Source organism: Pseudomonas sp. FW305-96 (assembly GCF_058783825.1).
In genome coordinates, this window is sequence record NZ_JBYSYW010000015.1 from 109,278 (window position 1) to 124,405 (window position 15,128).

The 15,128-nt window shown below is 62.0% G+C and carries 17 protein-coding genes; 12 read left to right on the forward strand and 5 right to left on the reverse strand.

Translation table 11 applies throughout. The features are described from left to right. Positions 1–318 precede the first annotated feature (318 nt). Complete coding sequence (locus tag AC3WL2_RS13860) at positions 319–1,374, forward strand: hypothetical protein (RefSeq protein ID WP_102684506.1); 1,056 nt, start codon at positions 319–321, stop codon at positions 1,372–1,374. A gap of 18 nt (positions 1,375–1,392) precedes the next feature. On the opposite strand, the gene AC3WL2_RS13865 is transcribed toward AC3WL2_RS13860, so the two are convergent. Then, positions 1,393–2,445, reverse strand: coding sequence for an NAD(P)/FAD-dependent oxidoreductase (locus AC3WL2_RS13865; RefSeq protein ID WP_102684507.1), 1,053 nt, complete (start codon positions 2,443–2,445; stop codon positions 1,393–1,395). A gap of 110 nt (positions 2,446–2,555) precedes the next feature. Here AC3WL2_RS13865 and AC3WL2_RS13870 point away from each other — a divergent pair, with 110 nt between their 5' ends. Next, positions 2,556–3,368 (forward strand): aminoglycoside phosphotransferase family protein, encoded by an 813-nt coding sequence (locus tag AC3WL2_RS13870; protein ID WP_102684508.1) that lies wholly within the window; start codon positions 2,556–2,558, stop codon positions 3,366–3,368. Between the two features lie 148 nt (positions 3,369–3,516). On the opposite strand, the gene AC3WL2_RS13875 is transcribed toward AC3WL2_RS13870, so the two are convergent. Continuing rightward, a complete protein-coding gene (locus AC3WL2_RS13875; protein WP_102684509.1) occupies positions 3,517–4,554 on the reverse strand; it encodes a sensor domain-containing diguanylate cyclase in 1,038 nt (345 codons plus the stop codon). Positions 4,555–4,789: 235 nt separating this feature from the next. Between AC3WL2_RS13875 and AC3WL2_RS13880 the strand changes: the two genes are divergently transcribed. Then, entirely contained in the window at positions 4,790–5,365 is a 576-nt protein-coding gene (locus AC3WL2_RS13880) for a hypothetical protein (RefSeq protein WP_102684540.1), read from the forward strand. A 24-nt stretch (positions 5,366–5,389) separates the two neighbouring features. On the opposite strand, the gene AC3WL2_RS13885 is transcribed toward AC3WL2_RS13880, so the two are convergent. From AC3WL2_RS13885 to AC3WL2_RS13895, 3 genes are all read right to left on the reverse strand, one after another. After that, positions 5,390–5,896 (reverse strand): flavin reductase family protein, encoded by a 507-nt coding sequence (locus AC3WL2_RS13885; protein ID WP_102684510.1) that lies wholly within the window; start codon positions 5,894–5,896, stop codon positions 5,390–5,392. A gap of 85 nt (positions 5,897–5,981) precedes the next feature. After that, positions 5,982–7,016 (reverse strand): methionine synthase, encoded by a 1,035-nt coding sequence (locus AC3WL2_RS13890; protein WP_102684511.1) that lies wholly within the window; start codon positions 7,014–7,016, stop codon positions 5,982–5,984. 26 nt (positions 7,017–7,042) lie between these two features. Further along, positions 7,043–8,026, reverse strand: coding sequence for a DUF1852 domain-containing protein (locus tag AC3WL2_RS13895; protein WP_102684512.1), 984 nt, complete (start codon positions 8,024–8,026; stop codon positions 7,043–7,045). 189 nt (positions 8,027–8,215) lie between these two features. On the opposite strand from AC3WL2_RS13895, the gene AC3WL2_RS13900 reads away from it, so the two are divergent. From AC3WL2_RS13900 to AC3WL2_RS13940, 9 genes are all read left to right on the forward strand, one after another. Continuing rightward, complete coding sequence (locus AC3WL2_RS13900) at positions 8,216–9,145, forward strand: LysR family transcriptional regulator (protein WP_102684513.1); 930 nt, start codon at positions 8,216–8,218, stop codon at positions 9,143–9,145. A gap of 271 nt (positions 9,146–9,416) precedes the next feature. Then, complete coding sequence (locus AC3WL2_RS13905) at positions 9,417–9,707, forward strand: hypothetical protein (protein ID WP_102684514.1); 291 nt, start codon at positions 9,417–9,419, stop codon at positions 9,705–9,707. Between the two features lie 11 nt (positions 9,708–9,718). Continuing rightward, entirely contained in the window at positions 9,719–10,351 is a 633-nt protein-coding gene (locus AC3WL2_RS13910; protein WP_102684515.1) for a hypothetical protein, read from the forward strand. A gap of 107 nt (positions 10,352–10,458) precedes the next feature. Continuing rightward, positions 10,459–11,073 carry a YjfI family protein gene (locus AC3WL2_RS13915; RefSeq protein ID WP_046856320.1) on the forward strand — a complete coding sequence of 205 codons (615 nt, stop codon included), beginning with the start codon at positions 10,459–10,461 and terminating at the stop codon, positions 11,071–11,073. A 16-nt stretch (positions 11,074–11,089) separates the two neighbouring features. Further along, positions 11,090–11,791: a PspA/IM30 family protein gene (locus AC3WL2_RS13920; RefSeq protein WP_046856319.1), complete on the forward strand. Its 702-nt coding sequence runs from the start codon at positions 11,090–11,092 to the stop codon at positions 11,789–11,791. A 208-nt stretch (positions 11,792–11,999) separates the two neighbouring features. After that, the gene (locus tag AC3WL2_RS13925) at positions 12,000–12,656 is read left to right on the forward strand and encodes a DUF2491 family protein (protein WP_046856318.1); all 657 of its coding nucleotides are present in this window, start codon (positions 12,000–12,002) and stop codon (positions 12,654–12,656) included. 12 nt (positions 12,657–12,668) lie between these two features. Next, positions 12,669–13,094, forward strand: a complete 426-nt coding sequence (locus AC3WL2_RS13930; protein ID WP_023631082.1) for a DUF350 domain-containing protein — start codon at positions 12,669–12,671, stop codon at positions 13,092–13,094. A 25-nt stretch (positions 13,095–13,119) separates the two neighbouring features. Beyond that, positions 13,120–13,872, forward strand: a complete 753-nt coding sequence (locus AC3WL2_RS13935; protein ID WP_102684516.1) for a DUF1190 domain-containing protein — start codon at positions 13,120–13,122, stop codon at positions 13,870–13,872. A gap of 2 nt (positions 13,873–13,874) precedes the next feature. Further along, positions 13,875–15,032, forward strand: a complete 1,158-nt coding sequence (locus tag AC3WL2_RS13940) for a glutathionylspermidine synthase family protein (RefSeq protein ID WP_102684517.1) — start codon at positions 13,875–13,877, stop codon at positions 15,030–15,032. Positions 15,033–15,128: the final 96 nt, after the last annotated feature.

Below are 15,128 nucleotides of genomic sequence, written 5' to 3' on the forward strand. Positions count from 1 at the left end.
CGTACAGCCACCATTGAACGGGGACTGCCTGCGTGATTCTACCGTTACAGCCTGTCAAAGCTGTGTCGTTGATGTGCAACGACAGGCCGAGACTAGAGCGCCCACAGAGCAGCCGCAACGGAAAACAGGCGGTAGCAGTATGTTTGGGAAATGGACTACAAGGAAGGGGTAAAATCTGATTGTTGATGATCTACATCGACGCTTTTCGGGAACAGGGTGTGGGGACAGGCGTCGCCTAAAACAAACCGATCAGCATTGATAGCCTCTGCGTTGCCCAGGGTCATACATTGATGGCTAGGTTAAACCAAGGAGTTACCTATGCTGATCAATGGTTATCAGAGCTTCCAGTACCTGCCCAGCCAAATCAGCGAGCAGACTCATTCAGGTACCGTTGGTGAGGCGCAGGTGAGCGTGGTCACTACCTCGCCAGAGGCCAATCGGTTGGCCAAGCGAATTGAATATAGTGCAGGTAAGAGTTTGCTCCACTACCTGAAGATATCCACGACCCAGCCGCTGAAGGACTTGCTCCAATGGTTGGCCAGTTTTCTTGGCCGAAGCGCAGCGGCCCAGGGCGCGGCGGAGGATCTACGCCCGCAACACGCCGAACCGACCGGCACCGCAGCGCCTTTTCGCCGCAGTTGCGGCAATGGCTTCAAGACCGCGCTCGATGCAGTAAGCCTGCTCGCTACTGCCTCCAAAGTTGATCAAACACGCTTCGATGTAACGCTGAAAACCGAGCAGATTAATAGTTTGCAAGGCGCCATTGTCGAGGGGCGTGCAAATTTCAAAGAAATCGAGATGATGGTGAAAACCCGCGGGGACTTGCAATGTGTGCGAACCCTCGCGTTGAGCTTGACTCATGATGCTGGCTCCCATCAGCCTTCAATCAAGGCAGCGCTGGCGAACTTGGCCACCGACCGTCCCAACCCAAGCGTCTTTCTGAATGGGCTGATGACATTCCTGCAAGGCCAGGAAACCCGGTGGTTCGAAAAAAACAGGAGTAATCCTGTGATGTTGCTGGACGCTCAAGCGCAGAATGATTTCATTAGCGAACAGCTCCAGACGCATATCGATAAACTGGGTGCTCACGAGGCCAACAAGATTCTTGAGCAGCTGGAGGGTTGTTTCGGTCAGCGGGCATATGGGGTTATGGGGACTGCCATCGAGCTATTGGGGTTGGCCGATGATGACGATCAGCTTCTGTCGCGCATGACCCGTGCCGAAGGCCTGAGCGATAGCCTGGTCGGCCTGCTTCGCGCGAAGCTTGATATGTCCGATAGCAGTATGACGAGCTCGCCCACTATCAATAGCCTCAACCAGTTGAACCCATTGGAGTTGGCCGCCCTCGTGAGCCTAGGGATCAAGTTGCAATAGGCAGGGGCAGGCCCCAACTCATCGCCTGAAGCGACTCAGCCTGCACGGCTCCAAATCAGGCGACGGCGTGCCACTGGTGATTTCCATGCTCACCAGGCGGCCTACGGTAGCGGCCAGCGTGACACCAGGATGCATGACACAGACGTAAACGCCGCTAATAGCCGGCAGGAAACCAACCAGCGGTGCCCCATCGCTGGGTATCGGCCGGAAACCCACGCACGCCTTTTCCACGTTGAGGGAAACAACGCCGTGCAACTCTGCTCTGATGGCCTCGGCGGTTCTCAGCGCAATCGCGCCTGGTTGGTTATCTGCGGCATCGTCCAGGTAATCCTCTGCCGCCAACAGGCTGCCGTCATCAGCATGTCGCACCTCCATGGCTGCGTTGGAAATGATCCCTCGGACAAGGTGGGGCGGCGAGTGGTAGCGGATATAGATGGCAGGAGAGGCTTCGAGTGCAAGTGGGTAGCCCAACACGTCCGTCAATAGCGTGGTACCCGTTCCCGCCGCAAGCACCACCAGGTCCGCGTCGATTACCCCGTGGGTGGTTTTCACACCTGAGATTTTATCTGCGCTACCCGTGAACCCTTCCACCTGTGTCTGCTCCAGCAACCTGGCGCCTCGGGCTTGAGCGCCTTTGATCAAGGCCCAGGTGGCCGCTACTGCGTTCAGCGCGCCTTCCTTTGGAGCATGGTTGGCTTGGCCAGGAGGGTGTTTCAGATTAGGTTCCAGGGTGAGGATCTGAGCCCGCGAGACCGTTGATATCCCAGGGGCAGGCGGTATTTTCGGGAGGCCATAGGTCAGCGACCCGGTCCATTGAATGTGTAAGTCCGGCAGTTGCGCTTCGAGGCGGCGATAGTCCGATACGGCTGCGGCCCGCAGTGCGGCAACAGGATCTGTGTCACTGTAGGTGGTATTGATCCATGCAAAGGAAGTGGAGGTCACGCCAGACGCTACATGGCCAGCCTCCACGATGGTCACCAGCGCGCCTTGGCAGGAAAGGTGGTAGGCAACGGAGGCCCCCACGATACCTGCCCCCACCACTACCACATTCATTCCCGGGATATTTTTCATCGTGCACCGTCACCGACTTGGGACTATGTTTCACTGGCCGTACCTGGCAACCCTGGGTCCACAGGGGCAAACGGCGATAGTAAATGGAAAGCGTGAGTACCAGCGAGCCTATGTTCGACCAATACCTGAAGCAGTGGGGGCTGACCATCGATGGGGAGGCTTTCGTTTCACTCAATGGCAATCTATTGCCCGTTCGCCAAGGCGATACACCGGCGATGCTGAAAGTCTCGCAGGCGCCGGAGGAGCAGGCCGGCAGCCAGCTGATGGCCTGGTGGGCAGGCGACGGTGCAGCCCCTGTACTGGCCCACGCGGGCGAGGCATTGCTGATGAAGCGGGCGCAAGGTTCGGCGTCACTTGCAAAGATGGTCGCAGATGGCAGGGATGACGAGGCCACGCGCATTCTCTGTGCCGTGGCGGCGCGCCTGCATGCGCCACGGTCGACGCCGAGGCCTGCGCTGGTGCCACTGGAGCACTGGTTCGACGCATTGTGGAGCGCGGCGGCGACGCACGGCGGGGTGCTGGAGCACAGTGCAAAGGCGGCGAGAGCGCTTTTCGCAGCTCCCCAGGACGCTGCGGTGCTGCATGGCGACATCCATCACGGCAATGTGCTGGATTTCGGGCCGGCCGGTTGGCTCGCCATCGATCCCAAGGGGTTGTACGGCGAGCGGGGCTTCGATTTTGCCAACATCCTCTGCAACCCGGACGACGCCGGCGCGCAGGCGCCGGGGTGCTTCCCACAGCGTATAGCGATCATTTCGCAGGCAGCCGGCATTGAGCGTCGCAGGCTGTTGCAGTGGGTGCTGGCGTGGGCAGGGTTGTCGGCAACCTGGATGATCGAGGACGGCGATGAGCCGGAGGGCAGGTTGGCGTTGGCGAGGCTCGCGGCTTCGGCGCTCGATGGCGGTGCTCGGGTTTCCGGCTGAGGCATCTACGTGTTTCCCTGATCCTGCTGATAGTCAGGTCGCGCACGCAGCCTATCACTCCGAAACGTTGGGCGCGTGCATGGCGGCAAGGACCAGCGGGCTTGAAGCATAACAACGGGCACTCTGGCCTTCGCGCACTCCACCCCGCTCAAAACGCGCCCGGCACATAGACCACCTGATCCCGCCCCCCTTGCTTCGCAGCGTACAGCCCGCTGTCGGCGCGCCTCAGCGCGTCTTCGAGCGTTTCCCCCTCGGCAAACAGGGTGCACCCTGCGCTGAGGCTTACCCGCAGCGGGCCGCTGGCCAACTGCAGCGGTTGGGTGCCGATCAGCTGACGTACCCGTTGCGCGATCCCGTTCAGTTCCGCGCTGTCCTTGACCGGCAGCAAGGCGACGAACTCCTCGCCACCCTGGCGCACCAGCAGGTCATCGGGGCGAAGCGCGGCGCGCAGGCGGCGGGCGCACTCGCACAGCACCTGGTCGCCGGCCGCGTGGCCATGCTGGTCGTTGACGGCCTTGAAGTGATCCAGGTCCGCATAAATCGCCCCCAGCTGCAGACCTCGCTCGTGGGCCAGGCGCCGCTCACGATCATGGAAGGCGGCCAACGCCCCGCGGTTCCACAGCTGGGTCAAAGGGTCGAGCAGCGCTTTGCGCTGTTCGCGGTCCATCTCCAGGCGCAGGTCGCGGTTGGTCTGGATCAGGCTGCGCATTTGCAGATAGCCCTCCGCAAGTGTGGCCAGGTCCTTGAAATTCGCCTGCTGGATCTCGTTCAGCAGGCGCGGTTGCGGGTCGAACATGCACAACGTACCGATGGCCTTGCCGTTTCCGGCGCGCAGCGGATGTCCGGCGTAGAAGCGGATATAGGGCGGGTTCAGCACCAGCGGATTGTCGACGAATCGCGGGTCGCGCGTGGCGTCCGGCACCAGCAAGGTGCCGTCATCGAGAATGGCGTACCCGCAGAAGGACACGTCGCGCGGGGTCTCGCTGGCGTCCAGCCCGATCCTGGCCTTGAACCACTGACGGTCCTGGTCGATCAGGCTGATCAGCACGGTGTCCACGTGCGCCAGGTCCTGGGTGAGTCGCACCAGGGTATCGAGGTAATGCTCGGCGGGTGTATCGACCAGGTTCATCTCATCGAGGGCGTGCTGGCGCAGCGCTTCGTCGGTGGGGATCGGGCAAGCCGGCATCTTTGCTTCTCCATTCCATGGGCAGGGTCTGTGATGGGAACTACTTTAGACAAGCTGCACCACTGGCGAGTGACGCCGATCGGTTCGTCATCCGTATGGGCTGGCGCCTTGTGACAGTTTGGCAATAGCTCATTGGGGCTATGGGGCTGGCAAGGCGCGGGTTGCTATGCTGCTGTCGATCTGGACACAGGGATTGGCCGGCGTCGAATGGCGCTGCCACTACACGGAGGTGCACATGCAGATCACATTGCCGCTGAGTGTCAGCGACTGGGAGTACAAGAGCGCCAGCGGGGGTGGGTTGACGGTGATGTTTGCCGCTGCCAGCGGTGGCTTGCTGACCCTGACCGATCCGAACAAGGCCGAGCAGCAGTTTCGCTACGGTTCGCTCGGGGTCGGCGTTGGCGCAGGCGCGCGGTTGCCACGGGTAGGCAAGATCAACCTGCTGGTGCGCGGCAAAAGCGTCGGCGCGGCGGGCACCAACGCAGACCTTCCGGCGATCGGCACGGTACTGGTGACTGACTCGGTCGCGTCCCGGGGCCTGGTGCGCGATGACTTCAGGGGCGGGTGCGTGTTCCTCGAAGGTGGGCTGGGCCTGGTTGGCGGTGGCAGCGGCTCGGGGGTGCTGTTCGGCCTGGATCCCAAGCTGTTGGCCCTGGGTACCGCCGCGATAGGGGCGGGTGGCGCGTTCCTGCCGCAGGACACCTTTGCGCGCCTGCTGCGCTCGGCCAAGGGCGTGATTCTCTCCGCCGGGTTCAACATCGGCGTGCAGGCGGGCGGTGGCCTGGCGTTGACCTTGGGCGGGCTGTTCTGATGGCCATGCGAGCTCTCGACAGCGTCAGGCGCCTACGGCTCCCTGCGCCGCGAGGTTGCAATACTGCCCCTTGAAATACAGCAAGGGCTGCGAGGACGTGGTTTGCTGCAGGTTCAACGCCTTCACTTCACCGATGACGATCAGGTGATCGCCCGCGGCGTGTTCAGCGTGAATCTCGCAATCGATCCAATGCAGGCTGCCGGCAATGATCGGATTGCCCAGCGGTGACGGTTGCCATTGCACCTTGTGCCACTTGTCCGTGCCGCGCCGCGCGAACTGGTTGGAAATCTCGACCTGCTCACCCGCCAGGATGTTGACCGCGAAGCGGCCGGCCTGGCGAATCCTGGGGTAGCTGGCCGAACTGGCCATCACGCTGAATGACACCAGTGGCGGGTTCATCGACACGCTGTAGAACGACTGGCAAGTGAAGCCGATCGGCTCGTCATCGGTGTGCGATGTAATGACCGTGATACCGGAGGCGTAGTGCCCGAGCGCTTCGCGAAAGCTCGATGGCTCGATAGGGAGTGACATAGTAGGTCCTGGGTGTGGGTGCCGCTCGAAGGTGTGGGAAGGCCCGCATCTGTCCGGGCCTTCGCCTGTTACCTCCGACCTGGGCTCAGCGCTGGTTTGCCAGTTCTCTGCGAACAATCTCCGCGCCCGCACTCAACGCATTGAGCTTGCCTCTTGCCACCTGGCGCGGCAGGGGCGCCATCCCGCAGTTGGTGCAAGGGTAGAGCTTGTCGGCGTCGACGAACTGCAGGGCCTTGCGCAGGGTATTGGCAACTTCCTCGGGGGTTTCAATGGCGTGGTTGGCGACATCGATGGCGCCAACCATCACTTTCTTGCCACGGATAAGCTCGATCAGGTCCATCGGCACGTGGGAGTTGTGGCACTCCAGCGAGACGATATCGATGCTGGATTTCTGCAGCTTGGGGAAGGCTTCTTCGTATTGGCGCCATTCCGAGCCGAGGGTCTTTTTCCAGTCGGTGTTGGCCTTGATGCCGTAGCCGTAGCAAATGTGCACGGCGGTTTCGCACTTGAGCCCTTCGATGGCGCGCTCCAGGGTGGCCACGCCCCAGTCATTGACCTCGTCGAAGAACACGTTGAAGGCGGGTTCGTCGAACTGGATGATGTCGACACCCGCCGCTTCGAGTTCGCGGGCTTCCTGGTTGAGGATCTTGGCGAATTCCCAGGCCAGTTTTTCGCGGCTTTTGTAGTGGGCGTCATACAGTGTATCGATCATCGTCATGGGGCCTGGCAGCGCCCACTTGATGGGTTGCGAGGTTTGTTGACGCAAGAACCTGGCGTCATCGACGAAGACAGGCTTGCGGCGAGCAACAGCGCCTACGACCGTCGGCACGCTGGCATCGTAGCGATCGCGGATTCTGACGGTCTCGCGCTTCTCGAAATCGACACCGTCGAGGTGTTCGATAAAGGTCGTGACGAAATGCTGCCGTGTCTGTTCGCCATCGCTGACGATATCGATGCCGGCGTGCTGTTGCTCTTGCAAGGACAAGCGCAGCGCGTCTTGCTTGCCCTCGACCAGTTCATCACCCTCCAACTTCCATGGCGACCAGAGCTTCTCGGGCTCGGCGAGCCAGGCGGGTTTGGGCAGGCTGCCGGCAGTGGAGGTGGGTAACAGCTTTTTCATACTGGAAAACCTTGTGTCTGGTTGAGTCAAAGCGCGCAACGGGCGGACCACTGCTCGAGGATCGCCTGGTAGGGCTTGATGAAATGCTCTTGCGCAAACTTCCCCTGTTCGACAGCCAGCCGGCTGCGCTCTTCGCGGTCGTAAACGATGCGCGTCAACGAGTAGTCCTGGTGGTGCAAGCTGGGCTGGTAGGTTTTGCCGGCGGCGGAGTTCGCGTTGTAGATTTCAGGCCGGTAGATTTTCTGGAAGGTGTCCATCGTGCTGATGGTGCTGATCAGTTCCAGATTGGTGTAGTCGCCCAGCAGATCGCCGGCAAAATAGAACGCCAGCGGCGCGGCACTGTTGGGCGGCATGAAGTAGCGCACCTTCAAACCCATCTTCTTGAAGTACTCATCGGTCAGCGAGTATTCAGCCTGCAGGTATTCAACGCCCAGGACCGGGTGCTGGTTTTCCGTGCGGTAATAAACCTTGCTGCTCGAGACGCTCAGGCAGATGACGGGGGGCTTGCTGAAATGCTCCTTGTAGGCGCTAGAACTCACGAAACACTTGAACAGTTTTCCGTGCAGGTCTCCGAAATCATCAGGTGTGCTGAAGGTTTGCCGATCCTTGTTGTGCCCCTGCAGCAGCACGCTGAAATCGTAATCGCGCACGTACGAGGAAAAATTATTGCCGACCATGCCGTCGATACGCTCGTTGGTTTGTCGATCGACCACCGTCGTTTTCAATATTTCAATCAAGGGCAGGGCAGGGGCAGTGACCGAGAGGCCGATATCCATTTCCACTGAAATGATGTCGAGCTCGACCGTGTAGCGGTCGCCTTTGGGATTATCCCAGTGCGCCAAGGCATTGAAGCGGTTGTCGATCATCCTCAAGGTATTGCGCAGATTCTCCTGGCGGCTCTTGCCCCTGGCCAGGTTGGCAAAGTTGGTGGTGGTGCGAGTCTTGTCCGAAGGCTGGTAGTGCTCATCGAAACAAATACGCTTGAGGGTGAATGCAATCTCGTTATTCATGGTGGTCGTGTGCCCTGATGTCTGAAGCGAGGCAAGAAAGGCCAGGGTTGAGGTGCATGGCTGCCGCCAAGACGGACGCGCCATGCCAGGCTGCCTTTCTCGCTTACGCAAAATCGATGGGGGGATTGTCAGAGATCAGCTCGTCATGAGACAAACTCATTTTTTTTGCATACAAGTGTAGTTTTTCTCATGATCGATCTGAGGCACCTGCGCACCATCCATGCCTTGCGCGAAACCGACAGCCTGTACGAAGCCGCCGAGCGGCTGCACCTGACCCAATCGGCGCTGTCGCACCAGTTCCGCGAGCTGGAAGACCGTATTGGCATGCCGCTGTTCGTGCGCAAGTCCAAGCCGGTACGTTTTACCAGCGCCGGTCTCAAGCTGCTGGAGCTGGCCGAGCAGGTGCTGCCGCAGATCCGCGCCACCGAGCGGGACCTGGGCAAGCTGGCGGGCGGTACGGCTGGGCGGCTGCATATCGCGATCGAGTGCCACAGCTGCTATCAATGGCTGATGCCGACGGTGGACGAATTTCGCGGTGCCTGGCCGGAGGTCGAGCTGGACCTGGCGTCGGGGTTTTCATTCGCGCCACTGCCGGCGTTGGAGCGGGGCGATCTGGACCTGGTGGTGACGTCCGACCCGATGAAACTGCCGGGGATCAGCTACGTGCCACTGTTCGGCTATGAGGCACTGCTGGCCATCGACAATCACCACGCCTTGTGCGCAAGGCCGTACCTCGAGCCCGCCGATATTGCCAGCCAGACGCTGATCACCTACCCGATCGAGCGCAACAGGCTGGACATCTTCACCCGCTTCCTTGACCCGGCCGACATCGAGCCGGCGCAAGTACGCACCTCGGAGCTGACGATCATGATGATGCAACTGGTGGCCAGCGGCCGCGGTGTGTGCTGCCTGCCGAACTGGGCCGTGCATGAATACAGCTCGCGCGGTTACGTGACCACCAAGCGACTGGGGGAGAAGGGGCTGCAGGCAAAACTGTATGCGGCGGTCCGCAGCGACATGCTCGAAGTGCCTTATGTAAGCGACTTCCTGCTCACGGCAAAGGATATGTCCTTCGCGACGCTGGAAGGCGTCAATGCTGTTTCCGGGATCGCCGTTTGATAGCCAGCCCCAGCTATCGCAGCGCATTACCTGGTAATCGAGGCGCACGGATCAGCGGGTCATCATCGAGTCGGCAAGGATCGCGCGAAACACGCTGTATTTCCCCGAAAGCGCCGGTTACACATCCAGGTCACACACTTGCGCGCCCGCGGCCATAGTTCATGCCCAGGCTTCATCGGTGCGCGACAGCGCCGTTGGTCGACTGAGTCGCAGCGCAAGCTGGATTTGGTCAGAAAAATGTACGATGATTTTCGTAATGCCAGGAGGGGTCATGCCAAAAGGCTTCAAGGCAGCCAAGAGCGCGGTGATTGCCGCGCTCGAATCCGGGAAGTACCTGCATGCAGCGCGGGGCGATATCGAGGTAAAGAACCTGTTGGCCCTTGGCGCGGTCAGTGCGGGCGATATCATCGAGGTCATCCGTGCTTGCAATGGCACTCACTACAGCTGCAGCCCACACCATGCCGTGCCAGCCATCGAAGTCCATATGCTCAGGCGTTCCGGCTGGTACATCAAGTTCTATTTCATCGAGCCCCAGACGTGGTTCATCAGTGTTCACCAATGAGTAACCAAAGCATGAATATCCTGTTCGAGGGCGACACCGGCCAGGCCCTGTGCGAGCGTTGCCAGGCATTGGTCGCCATGCATTACACCCGGCGCGACGTGCCTTTCAGTGACGGCCTGGGCGTGGCGCGGGACATCCTGGTGGGCGTGTGCGATGGCTGCGATACGGTGGTGGCCATCCCGCCGCAGTCCACTCCGGCAATCCGCGAGGCGCGCAAGCAGCAGCTCAAGTCCATCGAGGCGCGGCTGCCGGCGGTGTATCTCGATGTGCTCGACGCGGCGATGCAAGCGGTCAGCAGCGAGGCGGGGGCACACCTGCGCAAGCTGTTCCTCGCCCATTATTTCCATTGGCTGGTGCAGGCCAGCCAGGGGGCGGGTCTGCAACCCGGCCACGAGGCCTTCGTCCAGGCACTCGACGCGCAGCGGCGTCAGAGGGGGTTGCCGGCGTCCGGAGCCACGCGGCGGTTGTCGATGAAGGTCAACGCGCACATGGCCGAGGATTTCCTGACGCTGCTGGGGCAAACCCGGATGAGTCAGACCGAGCTGCTCAAGGCGGTGATCGCAAGAATCCAGGTGGATGTGCTCGAGGCGCGTGATCCGCAGGTGATCGAGGCGCTGCAGCGGCTGACGCGAGTGGCGGGGTAGGTTGGGGCGGGCGCACCGTGCGGACATTGCTCCTCACATGTGATGCTTGCGCAGCTCGTGATCCAGGCGTAACGTGCATCACATGTGAGACAAGGACACCCCCTTCGATGGCAGGCAAGAAAAGCTCCACCGACTACATGCGTGACATGCGCGCCCGGCTCAAGGCCGCGGGCCTGGTCAAGCGTGAGCTGTGGATCCTGCCCGAGCACGCCGCCGCCCTGCGCGGTATAGAGAAGGCTTTACGTCAGCCCCACGCGGGCAAACAGGTCAGAACGGAGGATTTCATGACCGAGCACACCCACTGGACGATCGAAACGCTGCACGGCGCCCTGCAAGGCCTGGACGAGGTGCGCGACGGGTCGATCGGCCTGTCCCTGCAACAGGGCGCCGAGCCCAGCCTCAAGCTGGTGATGAACGAACTGGACGGCCTGCCGCTGTACATCGCCGTGGCCGGTGAGCAGATCCTGGTCGATACGCTGCTGGTGGAAGCCAGCCAGGTGAAAGACCGCGCTGCATTCAACGATGCGGTGCTGCGCACCCGCGACGTGTTCCCGCTGTCGTCCATCGGCCTGCACACACTGCCGTCGGGCGAGTCGGTGTACACCATGTTCGGCGCCCTGAGCGCGGCTTCGTCGCTGGACAACATCGTCCAGGAGATCCACACCCTGGCCGACAACGTCATCACCGCCGCCGAAGATTTCGAAGACTACTTCACCCACTGATTCCGGAGATTGCACCATGAGTTTGTTGAGAAAGATCGTCACCGCCCTGCGTGGCGGCGCTTCGGAAGTCGGTGAGGCGATCGTCGACTCCCAGGCCCTGCGCATCCTCGACCAGGAGATCCGCGACGCGGACAACAACCTGATCGATGCGCGCAACCAGCTGGTCAAGATCATGGCCAAGCACAAGACCGCGCAGCAGCGCATCACCGAGTTCGACAAGACCATCGGCGATTGGGAGCAGAAGGCCATTGCCGCGCTGGACAAGGGCGAGGAAGGCCTGGCTCACGAATGCGCGGCGCGCATCGCTGACCTGACCAACCAGCGTGACAGCGAGCAGGCGCTGGCCGACCAGTTCGGTGCGTCGGTGACGACCCTGACCGCCACCGTGAGCAAGACCGAGGCGCAGATCAAGGGCCTCAAGCAGCAGGTGGACCTGGTCAAGGCCCGCGAGAGCGTGCAGCGTGCCCAGGTCAGTGCGGCCTCGGCCACTGGCGGCGCCAATGGCAGCCTGGAAACGGCGGTCGGCTCGCTGGACCGCATCAAGAAGCGCCAGACCGAGCGTGCCGCCGAGCTGGAAGCGGCGGCGGAACTGGCCGGCAAGGCTGACGGCAGCGATCTGGAAGCACGCCTGAAGTCGGCCGGGATCGGCGCCAGCAACAGTGGTGCCGACGATGTGCTGGCACGCTTGAAGGCCAAGGCGGCCAAGCCGGCGGAGTGATTCGTTGATCGGGCTTGGTCCACTGGCGTGAACCCCGCGCCAGACCCGTTGGCGGGGCACACGAAAAGCAGTATCGTGTCGCCCCCGCCAAAGGACTGCCGCGACCCAAGGGATTTTCAATGTCGCCTTCTTGCAACAGGCCCAGCCTGTTCGCTACAGCTCCAGTATTGGCTCCTGTTCCGTCACCCTCTCACCCAGGAGATGCCCCGTGGGTTGGTTGAAACGCTTCATGGGCTTCGAAGCCCCCAAACCTGCCGCCGGCAGCCAGGCCCAGGGCAACCTGCCATTCGGCCTGGGCAGCGGGCGCATGCTCAAGCTCGATCGCTCGCTCAAACTGCTGCTCGACGGGCATTCCGAGCTGGAGGTCCCCGAGCAGGAAGTGGTCTGGGCGGTCGGTGAAGTCGACCTCGGCCAGTCGGTGCGCCTGGCGCGCTTCTATATGGAAGACGAGGACTACTGGCTGCAGGTGGTGATGAACGGCGCGTCCGCTGACGATGTCCGTGACATCATCCTGTTCGGTTATTACAGCGTGGTGCCGGTCACCAGCGACGCCGAACTCAAACGCCTGGTCGGCCCCGAGTCGAACATCGGCCTGCCGTACTACGAGCACGAAGGCTACGAGTTCGTTCGCCAGTGGGGCAGCGAAGAGGGACAGACCGAGCTCACGCCTATCAGCGAGTGGGTCACCAGCCCCGAGACCAGCTACCGCATCCAGCACCTGTCGATGCTGTATGCCCGCGAAACCGGCCTGACCGACCGCCGCGAATTCCTCCTGCTGTCGGTGGAGGAAGACGAGGACGGCAATGTCAGCCTGACCACTTCGGTGGGTGTCACCCTGCAATCAACGGACTTCAACGTCATCTGACAAGGATTCACCATGCTCGACGCACTTCGCATGTCGCTCAACGCCCAGGCAGTGATCGGCTTCATTCTCTACATCAGCGTGGCGCTGGTGCTGTTCTGGCTGTTCCAGTTCATCTATACGCACCTTACCCCGCACCGCGAATTCGCCCTGATCCGCGACAACAACAGCGCTGCGGCCATCGCCCTGGGCGGTGCGCTGATCGGTTTCTCGCTGCCGGCCAGCAACATCATCGCCTACAGCGTCAGCCTGCTCGACTTCGTGGTCTGGGTGGTGATCGCCGCCGTGGTGCAACTGCTCGCCTTCGGGATCACCAGCCTGGTGCTCAAGGGCTTGGCCAGCCGCATCGCCAAGGGCGAGATGGCCGCCGCGATCTACGCCGCCGCCGTGGCGATCAGCGTGGGCTTCCTCAATTCGGCCTGCATGACCCCGTCGGTCTGAGCCGTTTGCGCGCAAGGAGCCATACATGAGACGCAGTTCCGTCAAGCTGGTGCTGGCCAGTTCCCTGCCGCTGGCGCTCACCGCGTGCAGCGCGCCCGAGGAGACCTACACGGTCAGCAAGCGCAGCAACTACACCACCGTCCAGGCCTGTGTCGATGACAAGATGCCGGTGGACGTGTGTTCCGACGCGTACATGCAGGCGTTGGCCGACCACCGCCGCATCGCCCCGACCTACGGCGACAAGGCCGCCTGCGAGGCCGACTTCGTGCCGGACTACTGCCAGGTTACCAGCGATAACCGCTACATGCCGCGCCTCGGCGGTTTCGAGCTGGCGGTGTCAGGTGAAGTGAGCCAGTCGCAGGTCGACGCGGCCCGCGCCCAGGTCGAGAACAGCGGCCAGGCCAGCAGCGGTGGCAGCAACTTCAACGGCCTGCTTACCGGCCTGCTGCTCGGCCAGGTGCTCAGTGGCGGCAATCGCCAGTACTACTCGCAGCCGGTCTACCAGTACCGTGATAGCAACGGTGGATACCGCAACACCACGCTCGGCCAGCAGATCGACCAGGGCAAGCGCTTCGAGCGCTCCGACCAGGCCCAGCAGAGCGGTGGCAGCTATTCCAGCTACTACTCCGGCAGCTCCAGTGGCCGCAGCTACAAGTCCAGCACCCCGACCCGCTCCAGCGTGTCCTCGTCGATCTCCCGTGGCGGCTTCGGCAGCCAGGCCACTGCGCGCAGCGGCTGGGGCGGCAAGAGCAGCGGCGGCTTCAGTTTCGGTGGTTGAGCATGCGCAAGGTCCACTGCGACGAACGCCCGGACTGGCGCGCCACCGCCGAGCGTGAGGGCTTCGCCTTCCACACCATCGACGGTGAGCGCTACTGGGATGAGCGCGGTTACTACCAGTTCAGTGAGGCCCAGGTCAGTCGTGACCTGGAGGCGCCCACCCAGGAGCTGCACGCGATGTGCCTGGACGCGGTGGCGCGCATCGTCGACAGCGAAGCGCTGATGACCCGCCTGGCGATCCCGCCGGCGTTCTTCGACCTGGTGCGTCGTTCGTGGAAGGAGGGGCATCCACACCTCTACGGGCGTTTCGACTTCAGTTACGACGGCACGGGCCCGGCCAAGCTGATCGAGGCCAACTACGACACGCCGACCTCGCTGTACGAAGCCGCGGCGTTCCAGCTGATCTGGCTTGAGCAGCAGATCGAGCGCGGCGTGCTGCCGACCCATGCCAGCCAGTTCAACACCCTGGCTGAAGACCTGGTGCGGGCTTTCGCCGCCTTCGAACGTGAAAGCCCGTTCTACTTCTCGGCCATCGGCGGTTCGATCGAGGACCGCGGCACCACGGACTTCCTGCGCAAGATGGCTGGGCACGTGGGTATCAGTACCCGGCATATCGACCTGGAGGATATCGGTCTGAACGACGAGGGGCGTTTCGTCGACCTCGAAGGCCGACCGATCCCGCGCCTGTTCAAGCTGCACGCCTGGGAGCATATCTTCCACGAGGACTTCGGCCAGGCCATCGCCGATTGCGATACCCAGTTCGTCGAGCCAGCGTGGAAGTCGCTGATCTCCAACAAGGGCATCCTGCCGTTGTTGTGGGAATGGCATGAGGGCCACCCGAACCTGTTGCCGGCCTTCCTCGACGAAGACCCCCGGCGGCCGGTGCCCAAGGGCTGGGTGCGCAAGCCGTACTTCTCCCGCGAGGGGGCCAATGTGGATATCCGCACCACCGATGACCAGCGGGTGTTCGAGGACGGGCCCTACGACGATGCACCCTATATCCTGCAAGGCTTTGCGCCTTTGCCGAAGTTCGGTGACAGCTACACCCTGATCGGCTCGTGGGTAGTCGGTGATCTGGCCTCGGGGATCGGCATTCGTGAAGACGACACCCTGATCACCAAGGACAGCTCGCGGTTCGTGCCGCATGTGGTCGTGGACTGAGTGTCAGGGCTGTCTATGCGGGGGCCGCTCCGCGCCCCATCGCCGGCAAGCCGGCTCCCACACTGAGCGCGTCAGCTATCCCTGTGGGAGCCGGCT